This is a genomic window from Streptomyces sp. NPDC017520 (assembly GCF_044329855.1).
Classification (GTDB): Bacteria; Actinomycetota; Actinomycetes; order Streptomycetales; family Streptomycetaceae; genus Streptomyces.
The window spans coordinates 249,753-265,978 of sequence record NZ_JBIRKB010000004.1 but is presented as its reverse complement, the minus strand read 5'-3'; the positions used below and the strand labels follow the sequence as shown (position 1 = coordinate 265,978).

The following is a 16,226-nucleotide window of genomic DNA, read 5'->3' as shown; positions in this document are numbered from 1 at the left end:
AGGTTGCTGTGGGGGTGTGCCGTTCGAGTGACGGGTGTGTACCGGCTCCGCAGAGGGGGCCTCCTCCCATAGTGGCCCGCGCCGGAGCGAAGGGCGCGGCCGACGCGTCCGTACGAGCTGCGTGACCCGCGTCCGTACGAGCTGCGTGACCCGCGTCCGTGCGAGCTGCGTGGCCCGCGTCCGTACGAGCTGCGTGACCAACGCCTGTCGCCGCGCCCCCGTCACTCGCCTCGGCGTGCGGGGGCGCGGCGGTTCACACCGTCATTACGCCGACGGGGGGCCGGCCGGTTCGCGGTGCGTCGGGGCGTCGAGGACGGCGGCCACGGCTTCGATCTCGACGAGCTGGTCCGCGTAGCCGAGCACGGTGACGCCCATCAGGGTGCTGGGCACGTCGTGGTCGCCGAAGGAGTCCCGGACCACTTGCCAGGCGGCCACGAGATCCTCCTGCCGGGCCGACGCCACGAGGACCCGGGTGCTGACGACGTCCTCGACCGAGGCGCCCGCGTCGGCGAGCGCCGTCCGCAGGTTCTCCACGACCTTCGCCGCCTGGCCCGCGTAGTCGCCCACGGCCACGGTGTCGCCGTGCTCGTCGAGCGGACACGCACCGGCGAGGAAGATGAGCCTGGCCTCGGCGGGCGCGGTAGCCGCGTAGGCGTACTCGGCCACGTCGGAGAGGGAACGGGAACGGATCAGTGAAACGGCGCTGGTGCGGGTCACGATGGGTGCGTCTCCTGGTGCTGGGGGCCGGCCCTGGAGTACGTCATCCTCGCAGCGTGCTCCGCGTTCCGCTTCCTCATTGTTCTTCCGAGCCGAACGCGGGCCCCACGCCGCCCACTTGGGCCGAGCATGTGGCGAAGGGGCGTCAGCGGCTCGGCGATCCGCCGGGCGGCGACCCGTACCGCGACCCCCGCGGCGGCGAAAACCGAAGGCCGACGCACGGGTGTGCAACTAGGGTGGCCCGATGGCTCCGATCAGGCAGGTACAGATCACCTTCGACTGCGCGTCGCCCTCGCGCGTCGCATATTTCTGGTGCGAGGTGTTGGGGTACGTCGTTCCGCCGCCGCCGGAGGGGTTCGCCACGTGGGGCGATTACGACCTCTCGTTGCCGCCCGAGAAGCGGGACGCGGGCTTCGCCTGCCAGGACCCCTCGGGTGTGGGCCCGCGGCTGTACTTCCAGCGCGTTCCCGAAGGCAAGGTCGTCAAGAACCGGGTGCATCTCGACGTGCGCGTCGGCACCGGCCTCGTGGGCGAGGAGCGCCTCGCCGCGCTGGAGGCCGAGTGCGCGCGGTTGATCCCGCTCGGCGCGGTGCGCGGACAACTGCTGCTCGCCGACGAGGAGAACGAGTCCTGCCTCAACATGCAGGACATCGAGGGCAACGAGTTCTGTCTCGACTGACACACCCGGGGAGTTCTGTCTCGGCTGACACGACCGGGCCCGGTCCGCGAGGCCCGGGCCCCGGCCCGTCCGGCGGGGTTCACCGCACTACCGTGGCTCCGCATGACCGACTTCGAGACCGAGAGCACGGCGGACCTGGTCCGCGGCCTGCTCCAGGAGCAGCACCCGGACCTCGCGCGGCTGGCCGTCCGCGAGGTCGAGGGCGGATGGGACAACCAGCAGTGGCGCCTCGGGGACGAGCTGGCCGTCCGTATGCCGCGTACGGAACGCGCCCCGGAACTTCAGCTCAAGGAGCGCCGGTGGCTGCCGGTCCTCGCTCCTCGCCTGCCGCTGCCCGTGCCGAACCCCGTGCGGGCCGGCGAACCGTCCGTACGCTTCCCGAAGCCCTGGACGGTCATGACGTGGGTCCCCGGTGAGCCGCTGGACCGCACCTCGATCAGGAGCGGCGACCATGCGGCCGGTGCTCTGGCGGACTTCCTCCGGGCACTTCACGTGGAGGCGCCCGTCGACGCGCCGGCCGGCTCGGACCGCGGCGGTCATCCCCGTGCGCACACGGAGGGATTCGACCACTTCTTTCACGCCGTCGTCCCCGGCGGCATCGCCGACGAGGTCCGGGCCGTCTGGGACGATGCCGTCGCGGCCCCGGAGTGGGCGGGGCCGCCGGTATGGGTGCACGGCGACCTCCACCCCGCCAACGTCGTCGTGTCGGACGGGACGCTCTCGGGCGTGATCGACTTCGGTGACCTGTTCGCCGGTGATCCGGCGTGGGACCTCGCGGCCGCAAGGGTAGTCCTCCCCGCGGGCGCCGCCTCACGGTTCTTCGACGCGTACGAGCGTGCGGACGAGGCGATGATCCGGCGTGCCCGCGGGCTGGCCGCCATGAAGAGCCTGGTCCTCATGATCATGGGACGGAACGGGGACCGGGGGCTTCCCGGAGGCAAGCCGACCTGGGGGCCCGCCGGCCGGACAGCACTCGACCGCGTTCTGCGTACGGGTGTGGTCCGAGTACCCCGTTAAGCGTACGGCGTGGCCCAGTGATGTCGTCCTCACCCGGACTCCACCGGCGGGGCGGCCCCTCGCGACCGGGGTGCGACGGCGTGTCCGGCGGCGCGGTGGGGGCACCTGGGCATGACCGGGCGGCGGCTATGTACTAGAGTTATCTCGACATCGAGATATCTGCCGGGGCGCACCGCAGCCGCCGCCCGGTAAGGGTTACCTAACTAATCCTTACCTTAGCGGATGGTCGGAGCAGTAGACGGCAAAACGCGGCGCCGACTGCCAATGAGGCGCGGCGCGGAGATACGCGCACATTGAAGAAGGAGACTGTCGTGTCGGCGAACAGCTTCGACGCCCGCAGCACGCTGCGCGTGGGTGACGAGTCGTACGAGATCTTCAAGCTGGACAAGGTAGAGGGCTCCGCGCGCCTCCCGTACAGCCTGAAGGTCCTGCTGGAGAACCTGCTCCGTACCGAGGACGGCGCGAACATCACCGCCGATCACATCCGGGCCATCGGCGGCTGGGACTCCCAGGCGCAGCCCAGCCAGGAGATCCAGTTCACGCCGGCCCGCGTGATCATGCAGGACTTCACCGGCGTGCCGTGCGTCGTGGACCTCGCCACCATGCGTGAGGCCGTCAAGGAGCTCGGCGGGGACCCGGCGAAGATCAACCCGCTGGCCCCGGCCGAGCTGGTCATCGACCACTCCGTCATCGCCGACAAGTTCGGCACCAAGGAAGCCTTCGGCCAGAACGTCGAGCTGGAGTACGGCCGCAACAAGGAGCGCTACCAGTTCCTGCGCTGGGGCCAGACCGCCTTCGACGAGTTCAAGGTCGTCCCCCCGGGCACCGGCATCGTCCACCAGGTGAACATCGAGCACCTGGCCCGCACCGTCATGGTCCGGGGCGGTCAGGCGTACCCCGACACCCTCGTCGGCACCGACTCGCACACCACCATGGTCAATGGCCTCGGCGTGCTGGGCTGGGGCGTCGGCGGCATCGAGGCCGAGGCCGCGATGCTCGGCCAGCCGGTCTCCATGCTCATCCCGCGCGTCGTCGGCTTCAAGCTGACCGGCGAGCTCCCGGCCGGCACCACCGCCACCGACCTCGTGCTGACCATCACCGAGATGCTCCGCAAGCACGGCGTCGTCGGCAAGTTCGTCGAGTTCTACGGTGAGGGCGTCGCCGCCACCTCGCTCGCCAACCGCGCCACCATCGGCAACATGTCGCCGGAGTTCGGCTCCACCGCCGCGATCTTCCCGATCGACGACGAGACGCTGAAGTACCTCCGTCTGACCGGCCGCGACGAGCAGCAGGTCGCCCTCGTCGAGGCGTACGCCAAGGAGCAGGGCCTCTGGCTGGACCCGGCCGCCGAGCCGGACTTCTCCGAGAAGCTGGAGCTCGACCTCTCCACGGTCGTCCCCTCCATCGCCGGCCCGAAGCGCCCGCAGGACCGCATCGTCCTCGCGAACGCCGCGCAGCAGTTCACCCAGGACGTGCGCAACTACGTCACGGACGACATGGAGGCGAGCAAGGAGTCCTTCCCGGCCTCCGACGCCCCGGCCAACACGCCGAACGGCGCCCCGTCCAAGCCGGTCACCGTCACGGCCCCCGACGGCTCGACGTACGAGATCGACCACGGCGCCGTCACCGTCGCCGCGATCACCTCCTGCACCAACACCTCGAACCCCTACGTCATGGTCGCCGCCGCGCTCGTGGCGAAGAAGGCGGTCGAGAAGGGCCTGACCCGCAAGCCGTGGGTCAAGACCACCCTCGCCCCGGGCTCGAAGGTCGTCACCGACTACTTCGACAAGGCGGGTCTGACCCCGTACCTCGACAAGGTCGGCTTCAACCTCGTCGGCTACGGCTGCACCACCTGCATCGGCAACTCCGGCCCGCTGCCGGACGAGGTCTCCAAGGCGGTCAACGAGAACGACCTCGCGGTCACCTCGGTGCTCTCCGGCAACCGTAACTTCGAGGGCCGGATCAACCCCGACGTCAAGATGAACTACCTGGCGTCCCCTCCGCTGGTCGTCGCGTACGCCATCGCCGGTTCGATGAAGGTCGACATCACCAAGGACGCCCTCGGCGTCGACCAGGACGGCAAGCCGGTCTACCTGACCGACATCTGGCCCTCCGAGGCAGAGGTCAACGACGTCGTGGCGAACGCCATCGGCGAGGACATGTTCAACAAGTCCTACCAGGACGTCTTCGCGGGCGACGCCCAGTGGCAGGCGCTGCCGATCCCGACCGGCAACACTTTCGAGTGGGACTCCGAGTCCACCTACGTGCGCAAGCCCCCGTACTTCGAGGGCATGACGATGGAGACGTCCCCGGTCGAGGACATCACCGGCGCCCGCGTGCTCGCCAAGCTCGGCGACTCGGTCACCACCGACCACATCTCCCCGGCCGGCGCCATCAAGGCCGACACCCCGGCCGGCAAGTACCTCACCGAGCACGGCATCGAGCGTCGTGACTTCAACTCCTACGGCTCGCGCCGCGGTAACCACGAGGTCATGATCCGCGGCACGTTCGCCAACATCCGCCTGCGCAACCAGATCGCGCCGGGCACCGAGGGCGGCTACACCCGCGACTTCACCCAGGCCGACGGCCCGGTGTCGTTCATCTACGACGCCTCGCAGAACTACCAGGCCGCCGGCACCCCCCTCGCGATCCTCGCGGGCAAGGAGTACGGCTCCGGTTCGTCCCGCGACTGGGCCGCCAAGGGCACCGCGCTCCTCGGCGTCAAGGCCGTCATCGCCGAGTCCTACGAGCGCATCCACCGCTCGAACCTCATCGGCATGGGCGTCCTCCCGCTCCAGTTCCCCGAGGGCCAGACCGCCGAGACCCTCGGCCTCACCGGCGAGGAGACCTTCTCCTTCACCGGCGTCACCGAGCTGAACAACGGCACCACCCCCCGCACGGTCAAGGTCACCACCGACACCGGTGTGGAGTTCGACGGCGTCGTGCGCATCGACACCCCCGGCGAGGCGGACTACTACCGCAACGGCGGCATCCTGCAGTACGTGCTCCGCAGCCTGATCCGCAGCTGATCACCCGGATCCGTAGCTGATCCGCAGCTGATCCGCCTGATCCGCCGCTGAACGGTGGGCGCCACAACGCGAGGGCCGCGCCCCGGGAATCCCGGGGCGCGGCCCTCGCGCCGTTTCCGCGGCCGTGGCCCCGGGCCCGCCTCAGTCCGCGGACCCCGACGGCGTGCGCCAGACCTCGCTGATCCGGCAGGTCGTGCCGGGCGGTACCTCACCCACGCCCTGCGCCTTCTTCACAGCGCTCGCACCAGCCTCCAGGTCGACCACCCCCGCTCCGCCCTCCGCGACCCTGACGCCCTCCTTGTCGAGGAACTCGATCATGATGGTGTAGCTCGCCGTCGTGGACGAGCCGTTCACGACCTTCACCTTCGCCGACTGCCAGCCGATCTGCGGATCGCGCGTGCACGCGGTGATCGTGACGTCCTTCTTCATGTCGGGCTCCGGGGCGGTTTCCGCCGGGCCCCCGTCGTACGGGTCTTCCCCGTACGGGTCCTCCTCGTACGGCTCCTCCTCGTACGGCTCCGAGTAGGGCGCGTCCGACCGCTCGGGCGGCAGCGCGATGGAGTCCGAGACCGAGTCCATCAACGCGTAGACGAGCGCCGCCATCGCCCCCGCCACGACCAGCCCGCCGCCCACGGCGAGCGTCACGATCAGCCCCGTACGCCGCTTGCCCGGCGGCGCCGCGGGGGCCGCCCACGGCGAAGGCGGCGTCGCACCCACCGGAGCCCGGTGCTCCGGCTGCGGCTGTTCGGGCGGAGGAGGCGGGAAGTAGTCGGACATGCGGTCCCCCCACGGGAAAAGGATCAGGTGAGGGACTTACGGTACGGGGCCCCACCCGCACCACCGGCACCACCTGTACAGAAAGCGAACGGACCCCATGGGCGAGCTGATCCTCATCCGGCACGGCGAGACCGAGTGGTCCCGTTCCGGACAGCACACGAGCTACACCGACCTCCCGCTCACCGACGTCGGGGAACGCCAGGCCCGCGCGCTCGTCCCGCTGCTGGCCGACCGGAACATCGGGCTCACCCTCGTCAGCCCGATGATCCGGGCCCGCCGCACCGCCGAACTGGCCGGGCTCCCCGACCCCCGGGTCACCCCCGAGCTGCGGGAGTGGGACTACGGCGGCTACGAGGGCGTCACCACCCCGGCGATCCGCCGCACCCGGCCCTTCTGGAACCTGTGGACCGACGGCGTCGACCCCGGCTCCGACGAGCACCCCGGCGAGAGCCCCGAACAGATCGGGCAGCGGGCCGACCAGGTTCTCGCGGGCGTCCGGTCCGCCGCCGACGGCATCGGCAACGCGGACATCGCACTCGTCGCGCACTCGCACTTCCTGCGCGTCCTCACCGCCCGCTACCTCGGCCTGACCCCGGCCGAGGGACGGCTCTTCCAGCTCGCCACCGGCGCCCTCTCCAGGCTCGGCACCGAACACGGCCGGCCGGTCGTCGCCGCGCTCAACGTGGCCCTGCCGGAAAGCCTCCAGCCGCACTGAATCCCGCCCCGCCCGATCGCCTCCAGGAGACGTGAACGCCGACGGCCGGCACCCCGCCCTGCGGGGTACCGGCCGCCGACGCACGTCGCGTACGGGTCAGGAGAGCAGCTCCACCTCCGCGAGCGTCGCCGAACCCGTCAGCACCAGCCGGTACTTCGTGTACGAGCCGGGCTTCGCCACCGAGAACACCCGGGTCTGCTTGTCCCAGGCGAACGACTGGCCGGAGCGTCGGTCGACGTCCGTCCACTGCTCGCCGTCCGCCGACCCCTGGAGCGTCCAGCCCTCCGGGGCCTTGTCGGCCGCCGCCGAGGTCAGCGTGTACTGGACGCCCTTCGTCGCCGAGGGCACCGGCAGCTCCACCTGCTCCACCGTCGCCGAGGTGGCCGAGGTGTCGTCGAAGAGCGCGCCGTCGCCCTTGAGCGCGTCGCCCTTGGGCGTCGGCACCTTGTCGTCCTTCTGGACGGAGACCGGGGCCGCGTCCTCGCCCGTGCCCCACGCCGACGGCTTCGGGCCCATGGCGAACTCCAGCGTGCCGCCCTTGGCCAGGACGTCGTGGGGGAGCGCCGTGGAGGTCCACTTCTTGCCGTTGACCTTCACGCCCTGCACGTAGATGTTCTTGTCGCTGTTCTTCGGGGCCTTCACGGTCAGCTTGCGTCCGTTGTCCATGCGGACGGTCGCCTTCTTGAAGAGCGGCGAGCCGATCGCGTACTCCCCGCTGCCCATGACCAGCGGGTAGAAGCCGAGCGCGGAGAAGAGGAACCAGGCCGACTGCTCGCCGTTGTCCTCGTCGCCGTGGATGCCCTGCCCGATCTCGCTGCCGACGTACAGCCGGCCCAGCACCTCGCGGACCTTCTCCTGCGTCTTGTACGGCTGCGAGGCCGCGTTGTACATGTACGTGGCGTGGTGGGCGACCTGGTTGCTGTGCCCGTACTGGCCCATCCGCACGTCACGCGCCTCGGTCATCTCGTGGATGACGCCGCCGTAGCTGCCGACGAACTCCGGGCCCGCCGTCTCCGGGGTGGAGAAGTACGTGTCCAGCTTCTTGCCGAGACCGTCGCGGCCCCCGTACAGGTTGGCCAGGCCCCGGCTGTCCTGCGGGGCGGTGAAGGCGTAGCCCCAGCCGTTGGTCTCGGTGTAGTCGTAACCCCAGACGCGCGGGTCGTACTCCCCGGAGGGCAGACGCCAGTCGCCGTTCGGCTTCTTGCCCTGGAAGAACCCGGCCTTGTCGTCGAAGAGCTTGACGTACTTCTGGGCCCGGTTCATGAAGTACTCGGACTCTTCCTTGTACCGCGCCTTCTTCGTCTTCTTGTACAGCTCCTGGCCCATGCGGGCGATGCCGTAGTCGTTGACGTAACCCTCCAGCGACCAGGACAGGCCCTCGTGGGTGGCGGTGTCCGCGTAGCCGGTGAAGACCGAGGTCTGAAGGCCTTTGCGGCCGACGCCCGAGGACGGCGGGGCCACGGTGGCGTTCTTGAGCGCCGCTTCGTACGCCGCCTCGGCGTCGAACTTCACGCCCTTGACGTACGCGTCGGCGAACGCCACGTCCGAGCTGGTGCCGGTCATCAGGTCCGCGTAGCCGGGGGAGGACCAGCGCGAGGTCCAGCCGCCGTCCTTGTAGTGCTGCACGAAGCCGTCCACCAGCTCGCCGGCCTTCTTCGGGGAGAAGAAGGAGTACGCGGGCCAGGTGGTGCGGTAGGTGTCCCAGAAGCCGTTGTTGACGTACACCTCGCCGTCGACGATCTTCGCGCCGGTCCGCGTCGGGGTGTTCTCACCGACCGCCTTGGAGAAGGGGCTGGCGTACCTGTTCTTGCCCCTCACCTTCTCGTGGCCGGAGTTCGGGTAGAGGTAGAGCCGGTAGAGGCTGGAGTAGAGCGTCGTCAGCTGGTCGGCGTTGGCGCCCTCGACCTCGACCGTCCGCAGGATGTCGTCCCAGGCACCCTGGGCCTTGCGCTGGACGCGTTCGAAGGAGGTGGACTCCGGGATCTCCATGGCCAGGTTCTGCTTCGCCTGGTCGACGCCGATCAGCGAGGTGGCCAGCCTCAGGTTGACCGTGCGGTCCTTGCCCGCGTCGAAGCGGAAGAACCCGGTGACGTCGTCGCCACCGCCGCCCTTCAGCCTGCCGCTGTCGGTGACCGGCGCGTCGAAGACGCCGTACACGAACATCCGGGTCGCCCCGGTGGACAGGCCGCTCCTGACGTCCGAGTAGCCGGAGAAGGAGCCGGTCTTCGGGTCGAGGGTGATGCCGCCGTCGTTCGTGACGTTGTCGAAGACCAGGCTCGCGTCCTTGCCCGGGTAGGTGAACCGCATCCGGGCCGCGTGGTCGGTCGGCGTCATCTCGGCCTTGAGGCCGTTCTCGAACGTGACGCCGTAGTAGTGCGGCTTCGCCGTCTCGTTCTCGTGCCGGAACGGCAGCGCGCGGGCCGTGCGGGACGCGTCCGGGGTGCCGCTCGCGGCCGACGGCATCAGCTGGAAGGTCTGCCGGTCGCCCATCCAGGGGCTCGGCTCATGGCTGGCGGCGAAGGCCTGGAGCGTGGGGAGGTTGTCCGCGTTGTTGCCCCGGTGGTAGTCGTACAGCCAGCTGGTGGTGCCGGCGTTGGTGACCGGCGTCCAGAAGTTGAAGCCGTGCGGGACGGCCGTGGCCGGAATGTTGTTGCCGCGCGAGAAGCCGCCGCTGGAGTTGGTGCCGCGGGTGGTCAGCGCGTAGTCCGACAGATGCGCCTTGCGCTTCTCGGGCTTCTTCGGGGCGATCGTGATGTCGTCGATCCAGCCCTGGAACTTCGCCTTCCCCTTGGGGGAGTCGTACGCCACCAGGATCCGGTCGACCGTCTTGCCCGCGGCGACCGTGCCGAGACGGGCCGCGACCTTGTTCCACTGGTTGACGTAGAGCCGCTTGGCGTCCGCCTGGCCCTGCGGCGTGAGCAGCCCGCCGTGGCTGTCGGTGGCCTTCAGCTCGCTCAGGTACGTGCCGTCGGTGAAGGCCAGGTCCACCGCGACGTGCGTGGCGGGGTAGTTCAGGTCCGTCTCGCCCATCTGCGGGTAGACCAGGTAGGACAGTTCGGTGTCCTTGGTGACGGCCGTGTTCACGTCGAAGATCTTGTTGTACGAGTAGGCGCGTCCTTCGGGCGTGTGGGTGCCCGCGTAACGCAGCGCCTTCTTTCCGGTGAATCCCGCGCCGGACTTCGCGGTGGGGGACCCGGAGGGGCCGCGGTCGGGCTGGCTGCGCATCTCGTCGGGCACCGGCGCGGAGGTGTCACCGTTCGAGAACTGAACGTCGGCGAGCTGGAGGGCGTCCGAGGCGCCGTTGTTCGCGGTGATCTCCAGGCGGAAGTGCCGGTAGGCGGTGTCACCCGCGAAGTCGTACGTCTTCGTCTCGTGCCGCTTGGCGAATTTCTCGCCGGTGCGGGTGTCGAGGTCGGTCCACTTCTCGCCGTCCGCCGAGCCCTTGAGCGTCCAGTCCTTCGGGTCGCGCTCGGCGTGGTCGTTGGCGGAGGTGAGGGCGTACGTCACGACCTTGACGGGTTCGTCCAGATCGAACTCGACCCAGCCGGTGGGCTTGAACGTCAGCCACTTGGAGCCCGGCTCGACGTCGACGAGGTTCTCCTTGACCTCCCCGCCGGCGGTGTTCTCGGCGCTCGCGCGAAGCTCCGTCACCCGGTCGGTGACATTGCCCGGTATTCCGGAGGAGAAGCCCCCGTCGACGCCGGATGAGCGCTTCTTGCCGTCGGGGCCCTCCTCGACGCTGTTGCGCCAGTCCGGCTGCTTCTCGTCCGCCTCGAACGAGGTGCTGAAGGTGCGGTCGCCGGAAGGCTTCCGGTCCGGCGATGAGGGCTGGGCGGTGGCGACCGCGGGGGCGATCACCACGAGGGCGAGGGAGGCCGCCAGGGCGGCTGCTGTGGGGGTCCGTCTCCGGCGACGAGCCGGGCGGGGGACCCCCTGAGGGGCCTTGTCTGATCCGTGATCGATGCCGCGTGGTGGCTGCATGCCGAGCCGTTCCTCCCCGGGAAAATGCATGGACAACGTTGTCATAGCGGGATGCAAGGTCCAGTAGGGATCCAAGTGACGGGACGTGTCAAGGGTGTTGGTGGGAGGGCCCCCGGCGAATCGGCCGGTATGGGGAAATAGTCGCCGCGGGAAGAGGGCGCGGGGTGCCGAGGTGTCCGTGAGGTCTCAACTCGGGAAAGACTGTCGTCCAAACCTGCGTTCGATCTTGCTCAGTTGGCGACAAGTGGACTATACCTGTCGGCACTGCACGGCCGCCTTCACGCGGACGTGCGCGCGGGGGGAACAGGGACGGTTGCGAGGACGCCACGGGTGTCCTCGCTGTACGGTCTTCCGGCATCCCCACTGCACCGGCCCGTCCGGTACATCTGCATATCCGCACAACCCAAGCGCAACTGACCGCGGTGGCGGGGCCCTTCGCCTGAGGCGAATTTTCGACGGGTGACCGGTACACCGCCTGAGTCCTGGAGAAGGCGAGGACTTGAGCATGGGATCCACCTCCGCCCACAACAATGAGGGCCTTGGCCGTCGCGATCTGATCAAGCGTTCTGCCGCACTCGGCCTGATCGCTGTTCCGACGATGAGCTTCCTGTCCGCCTGCGCGAGCGGCGACAGCAGCAGCGACGACAAGGTTGAAAAGGGCGAAAAGACCGAGAAGAACCCGCTGGCCGTCAACGGCAGCGCACCGCTGGAGATCGTCATCTTCGACGGTGGCTTCGGCACCAAGTACGCCGAGGACGCCAAGGCCGTCTACGAGAAGACCTATCCCGAGGCGAAGGTCAAGTTCTCCGCGACGCAGAAGATCCAGTCGGTTCTTCAGCCGCGGTTCAACGGTGGTACCCCGCCGGACCTGATCGACAACTCCGGTGCCCAGCAGATGGACATGGGCGTGCTGGTCGGCAAGAAGCAGCTCACCGACCTGACCCCGCTGCTCGACGCCCCCTCCATCGACGACCCCGCCAAGAAGGTCCGCGACACCCTGCGGCCGGGCATCGTCGAGATGGGCCAGTTCGACGGCGACCCGGTCTGGATCATGTACTACGCGTACACGGTCTACGGCGCCTGGTACTCGCAGACCGCGCTGGAGAAGCTCGACGCCACGTACCCGGAGACCTGGGACGAGATGCTCGCGCTCTGCAAGAAGGCGAAGAAGCAGGGCATCGCCGGCTGGACCTACCCCGGCAAGTACCCCTACTACGTCCCCTTCTCGCTGTACCCCTTCATCGGCAAGATCGGCGGCGTCGAGGTCCTCGACGCGATCGACAACCTGGAGCCGAAGGCCTGGGAGCACCCCGCAGTCAAGGCGGCCTTCGAGGCGTACTACGAGCTCGTCGCCAACGACTACATCCTCGATGGCTCCGCGGGTATGGACCACCGCGGTTCCCAGGGCGCGTGGGCCCGCGGCAAGGCGCTGTTCATCCCGAACGGCTCCTGGGTCGAGAACGAGGAAGCGGCGATCATCCCCAAGGACTTCAAGCTGGCCGTGGGCGCCCCCTCCAGCCTCGACGCCTCGGACAAGCTGCCCTTCGGCACCATCTGGGCGTCCGGCGGCGAGCCGTTCATCGTCCCGAGCAAGGCGAAGAACCCCGAGGGCGGCCTGGAGCAGCTGCGCATCATGCTCAGTGAGGCCTCCTCCAAGTCCTTCACCACCAGCACCAAGTCGCTCTCCGCCTTCAACGGCGGAACGGACGGCATCGAGCTGTCCGACGGTCTGAAGTCCGGTGTCGCCGCACTGGAGAAGGCCGGCACCAACGTGGTCAACCCGCGCCTGCAGGACTGGTACGTGAAGCTCCAGAAGGAGCAGATCGGCGTCGCCGCGATCGGCGAGATGATGGCCGGCCGCGCCAAGCCGGCCGAGACCATCAAGAAGATCCAGGCCTTCGCCGACGCGACCGCCAAGGACCAGTCCATCAAGCACTTCAAGCACCAGTGACCACGCGTCACCAGCGGCGGGCGGCACGGGAAGGTCGGAGTCGGTAGCGATGCAACACGGTAAATACCGGTTCATAGTCGGGTTCTTGGTGGTCCCGATGGCGTTGTACGTCATCTTCGTCATCTGGCCCTTCATCCAGTCCATCTACTACTCGTTCACGGACTGGACGGGGTTGAGCCCCGACTTCAAGATGGTCGGGTTCGACAACTACACCAAGATGCTCGATGACGACATCTTCTGGAAATCCTTGCAGCACAGTGTGCTGCTGGCCGTTCTGCTGCCGCTGGTGACGCTGGGGCTCGCGCTCTTCTTCGCCTTCATGCTCAACGTGGGCGGGCGGCGCCGCAAGGGCGCCGCCATCGCCGGCGTACGGGGCTCCGGCTTCTACAAGATCGCGTACTTCTTCCCGCAGGTGCTCTCGATCGCGATCGTGGCCATCCTGTTCCAGTTCGCCTTCGACCCGGGCCAGGGCATGATCAACGGCACGCTCAAGGCCGTCGGCGTCAAGGACCTGCCGGTCTGGCTGGGCGATCCGCAGCTGGCCCTGTGGGTCATCGTGGCGGTCCTCGTCTGGTCCACGACCGGCTTCTTCGTGGTGCTGTTCTCCGCGGGCATGGCCTCCATCCCCAAGGACTTCTACGAAGCCGCCCTGCTGGACGGGGCGAGCCGCTTCACGACCTTCTTCCGGATCACGCTGCCCCTGCTGTGGGACACGGTCCAGTCCGGGTGGGTCTACATGGGCATCCTGGCGCTCGGAGCCGAGGGCTTCGCGGTCGTCCACATCATGAGCGTCGGTCCCGGCGGGCCCGACTACTCGACCACCGTCCTGCCGCTGTACGTCTACCAGTCGGCGTTCCGTGACGGACAGGCGGGCTACGCGACCACGATCGGTGTCGCCCTGCTCCTCGTGACGCTGGCGTTCGCCGCCATCGTCATGCGGGTGGGCCGGCGCGAGCGGCTGGAGTTCTGATGAAGACCACTGACACCCCTCCCTCCGGGCCCTCCGGGTCCCCCTCCGAGGCCGAAGCGGCGAAGGTTCCGGCCCAGCGCACCGGGCCGGTGGGCAAGGGCCCGTCGGCCCCCGCGAAGAAGGGCGAGGGCCAGGTCCTCAACGTCTTCTCGCACGGGGTGCTGATCCTGTGGGCGATCATGGTCGTCCTGCCGCTGCTCTGGGCGGTGATGTCCTCGTTCAAGTCCGACTCGGACATCTTCAACACCCCGTGGTCGCTGCCCAGTTCGCTGAACTTCGACAGCTGGGGCCGGGCCTGGAGCCAGGCCCACATGAGCGAGTACTTCCTGAACACCATCCTGGTGGTGGGCGGGTCGCTCACGGGCACCCTGGTCCTCGGGGCCATGGCCGCCTATGTGCTCGCCCGCTTCGAGTTCCCGGGCAACCGGTTCATCTACTTCTTGTTCGTCGGTGGCATGAGCTTCCCGATCATGCTGGCGCTGGTCCCGCTGTTCTACGTCATGGACAACATGGGGCTGCTGAACACGATCCACGGCCTGATCCTCGTGTACATCGCGTACTCGCTGCCCTTCACCGTGTTCTTCCTGACCTCGTTCTTCCGTACGCTGCCGACCTCGGTGGCGGAGGCGTCGATCATCGACGGGGCCTCGCACACCCGCACGTTCTTCCAGGTCATGCTGCCGATGGCCAAGCCCGGCCTGATCAGCGTCGGCATCTTCAACTTCCTGGGGCAGTGGAACCAGTACATGCTGCCCACGGTGCTGAACACCGACCCGGAGAAGCGGGTCCTGGCCCAGGGCCTGGTGGAGCTGGCCGCCAGCCAGGGCTACAAGGGCGACTACTCCGGTCTCTTCGCCGGTCTGGTGATGGCGATGCTGCCCGTGCTGGCGGCGTACATCATCTTCCAGCGCCAGGTCGTCTCCGGTCTGACGGCGGGCGCCCTGAAGTAGCCCGCGACGCGCGTACGGCCCGGTGCCCCGGCGGAATCCTCCGCCGGGGCACCGGGCCGTTGTGGGTGTGCGCGTGCTCAGGTCTTGACGGGAGGCACCCCCAAACGGTCAGCTTGGAGTTCACATGTTGGAGGAAGCCGGGGTCTCATCGCTGCGGCCCCGGCCGGGGCGGTCCTCAGGGACTGCCCGCCAAGGGCAGGAGTGGATGAGTCGATGGAGACTCCCGGGTCGCAGACATCGCTGCACAGGGCCAATCTGGAGCGGGTCGTACGCGCCGTACGGATGGCTGGATCGCTCACCCAGGCGGAGATCGCCCGGAGCACCGGCCTCTCCGCGGCCACCGTCTCCAATATCGTCCGGGAGCTGAAGGACGGCGGAACGGTCGAGGTCACCCCCACCTCGGCGGGCGGCCGGCGGGCCCGCAGCGTCTCGCTCAGCGGTGACGCCGGCATCGTCATCGGCGTCGACTTCGGCCATACGCATCTGCGCGTCGCCGTCGGCAACCTCGCCCACCAGGTGCTCGCCGAGGAGTCCGAGCCGCTGGATGTGGACGCCTCGTCCGCCGAGGGCTTCGACCGGGCGGAAGTGCTGGTCAAGAGGCTGATCGCGGCCACGGGGATCGGCCCGGACAAGGTGATCGGCATCGGCCTCGGCGTGCCGGGCCCCATCGACGTCGAGTCCGGCACCCTGGGCTCCACCTCGATCCTGCCGGGCTGGACGGGCATCAACCCCAGCGAGGAGCTCTCCGGCCGCCTCGGCGTGCCCGTGTACGTCGACAACGACGCCAACCTCGGGGCGCTGGGCGAGCTGGTCTGGGGGAGCGGGCGGGGCGTCAAGGACCTCGCGTACATCAAGGTGGCCAGCGGCGTCGGCGCCGGTCTGGTGATCGACGGGACCATCTACCGGGGCCCAGGCGGCACGGCCGGCGAGATCGGGCACATCACGCTCGACGAGTCGGGTCCGGTGTGCCGCTGCGGCAACCGCGGCTGCCTGGAGACCTTCACGGCGGCCCGCTACGTCCTGCCGCTGCTCCAGCCCAGCCACGGCCCGGGGCTCACCATGGAACGGGTGGTCCAGCTGGCCCGGGAGGGCGATCCGGGGTGCCGACGGGTGATCGGCGACGTGGGCCGCCACATAGGCAGTGGCGTGGCCAACCTGTGCAATCTGCTCAACCCCAGCCGTGTCGTGCTCGGCGGCTCGCTGGCGGAGGCCGGGGAGCTGGTCCTGGGGCCCATACGGGACTCCGTGTCGCGTTACGCGATCCCCAGCGCCGCCCGGCAGCTCTCGGTGCTGCCCGGCGCGCTCGGCGGACGCGCCGAAGTCCTGGGCGCACTCGCCCTCGTGCTCAGCGAGATGGGGGATTCGACCCTTTTGGAGAGCACCCTCCCCGCAGCGACTCCTGCCTTCACTTAGATAACGAATGGCACCGTTGTCATCTCG

The 16,226-nt window shown here is 68.9% G+C and carries 11 protein-coding genes; 8 read left to right on the top strand and 3 right to left on the bottom strand.

The genetic code is table 11. The features are described 5' to 3' along the window. Positions 1 to 264: 264 nt before the first annotated feature. Entirely contained in the window at positions 265 to 717 is a 453-nt protein-coding gene (locus ACH4KB_RS11890) for a RidA family protein (RefSeq protein WP_398065831.1), read from the bottom strand. Between the two features lie 244 nt (positions 718 to 961). On the opposite strand from ACH4KB_RS11890, the gene ACH4KB_RS11885 reads away from it, so the two are divergent. From ACH4KB_RS11885 to acnA, 3 genes are all read left to right on the top strand, one after another. Next, the gene (locus ACH4KB_RS11885; RefSeq protein ID WP_398065830.1) at positions 962 to 1,396 is read left to right on the top strand and encodes a VOC family protein; all 435 of its coding nucleotides are present in this window, start codon (positions 962 to 964) and stop codon (positions 1,394 to 1,396) included. Between the two features lie 102 nt (positions 1,397 to 1,498). After that, positions 1,499 to 2,413, top strand: a complete 915-nt coding sequence (locus ACH4KB_RS11880; RefSeq protein WP_398065829.1) for an aminoglycoside phosphotransferase family protein — start codon at positions 1,499 to 1,501, stop codon at positions 2,411 to 2,413. A 311-nt stretch (positions 2,414 to 2,724) separates the two neighbouring features. After that, the gene (gene acnA / locus ACH4KB_RS11875) at positions 2,725 to 5,442 is read left to right on the top strand and encodes an aconitate hydratase AcnA (RefSeq protein ID WP_398065828.1); all 2,718 of its coding nucleotides are present in this window, start codon (positions 2,725 to 2,727) and stop codon (positions 5,440 to 5,442) included. Between the two features lie 141 nt (positions 5,443 to 5,583). Here the strand turns inward: acnA and ACH4KB_RS11870 are convergent, their stop codons facing one another. After that, on the bottom strand, positions 5,584 to 6,219 hold the full coding sequence (locus tag ACH4KB_RS11870; protein ID WP_398065827.1) for a hypothetical protein: 636 nt from the start codon (positions 6,217 to 6,219) through the stop codon (positions 5,584 to 5,586). A 97-nt stretch (positions 6,220 to 6,316) separates the two neighbouring features. Here ACH4KB_RS11870 and ACH4KB_RS11865 point away from each other — a divergent pair, with 97 nt between their 5' ends. Further along, on the top strand, positions 6,317 to 6,934 hold the full coding sequence (locus tag ACH4KB_RS11865) for a histidine phosphatase family protein (RefSeq protein WP_398065826.1): 618 nt from the start codon (positions 6,317 to 6,319) through the stop codon (positions 6,932 to 6,934). A gap of 96 nt (positions 6,935 to 7,030) precedes the next feature. On the opposite strand, the gene ACH4KB_RS11860 is transcribed toward ACH4KB_RS11865, so the two are convergent. Beyond that, a complete protein-coding gene (locus ACH4KB_RS11860; RefSeq protein WP_398065825.1) occupies positions 7,031 to 10,915 on the bottom strand; it encodes a GH92 family glycosyl hydrolase in 3,885 nt (1,294 codons plus the stop codon). A gap of 505 nt (positions 10,916 to 11,420) precedes the next feature. On the opposite strand from ACH4KB_RS11860, the gene ngcE reads away from it, so the two are divergent. From ngcE to ACH4KB_RS11840, 4 genes are all read left to right on the top strand, one after another. After that, on the top strand, positions 11,421 to 12,866 hold the full coding sequence (gene ngcE / locus ACH4KB_RS11855; protein ID WP_398065824.1) for an N-acetylglucosamine/diacetylchitobiose ABC transporter substrate-binding protein: 1,446 nt from the start codon (positions 11,421 to 11,423) through the stop codon (positions 12,864 to 12,866). Between the two features lie 49 nt (positions 12,867 to 12,915). Further along, positions 12,916 to 13,836, top strand: a complete 921-nt coding sequence (locus tag ACH4KB_RS11850) for a carbohydrate ABC transporter permease (RefSeq protein WP_398065823.1) — start codon at positions 12,916 to 12,918, stop codon at positions 13,834 to 13,836. After that, a complete protein-coding gene (locus ACH4KB_RS11845; RefSeq protein ID WP_398065822.1) occupies positions 13,836 to 14,786 on the top strand; it encodes a carbohydrate ABC transporter permease in 951 nt (316 codons plus the stop codon). Before ACH4KB_RS11850 ends, ACH4KB_RS11845 begins: the two co-directional genes overlap by 1 nt. A gap of 213 nt (positions 14,787 to 14,999) precedes the next feature. Further along, positions 15,000 to 16,199, top strand: coding sequence for an ROK family transcriptional regulator (locus ACH4KB_RS11840; protein WP_274034331.1), 1,200 nt, complete (start codon positions 15,000 to 15,002; stop codon positions 16,197 to 16,199). Positions 16,200 to 16,226 lie beyond the last annotated feature (27 nt).

Excerpts from the sequence above, each read along its gene's own strand:
- ACH4KB_RS11885 (WP_398065830.1), top strand. The coding sequence starts at position 962 with ATGGCTCCGATCAGGCAGGTACAGATCACCTTCGACTGCGCGTCGCCC.
- ACH4KB_RS11880 (WP_398065829.1), top strand. The coding sequence starts at position 1,499 with ATGACCGACTTCGAGACCGAGAGCACGGCGGACCTGGTCCGCGGCCTG.
- ACH4KB_RS11870 (WP_398065827.1), bottom strand. The coding sequence starts at position 6,219 with ATGTCCGACTACTTCCCGCCTCCTCCGCCCGAACAGCCGCAGCCGGAG.
- ACH4KB_RS11865 (WP_398065826.1), top strand. The coding sequence starts at position 6,317 with ATGGGCGAGCTGATCCTCATCCGGCACGGCGAGACCGAGTGGTCCCGT.
- ACH4KB_RS11860 (WP_398065825.1), bottom strand. The coding sequence starts at position 10,915 with ATGCAGCCACCACGCGGCATCGATCACGGATCAGACAAGGCCCCTCAG.
- ngcE (WP_398065824.1), top strand. The coding sequence starts at position 11,421 with ATGGGATCCACCTCCGCCCACAACAATGAGGGCCTTGGCCGTCGCGAT.
- ACH4KB_RS11850 (WP_398065823.1), top strand. The coding sequence starts at position 12,916 with ATGCAACACGGTAAATACCGGTTCATAGTCGGGTTCTTGGTGGTCCCG.
- ACH4KB_RS11845 (WP_398065822.1), top strand. The coding sequence starts at position 13,836 with ATGAAGACCACTGACACCCCTCCCTCCGGGCCCTCCGGGTCCCCCTCC.
- ACH4KB_RS11840 (WP_274034331.1), top strand. The coding sequence starts at position 15,000 with ATGGAGACTCCCGGGTCGCAGACATCGCTGCACAGGGCCAATCTGGAG.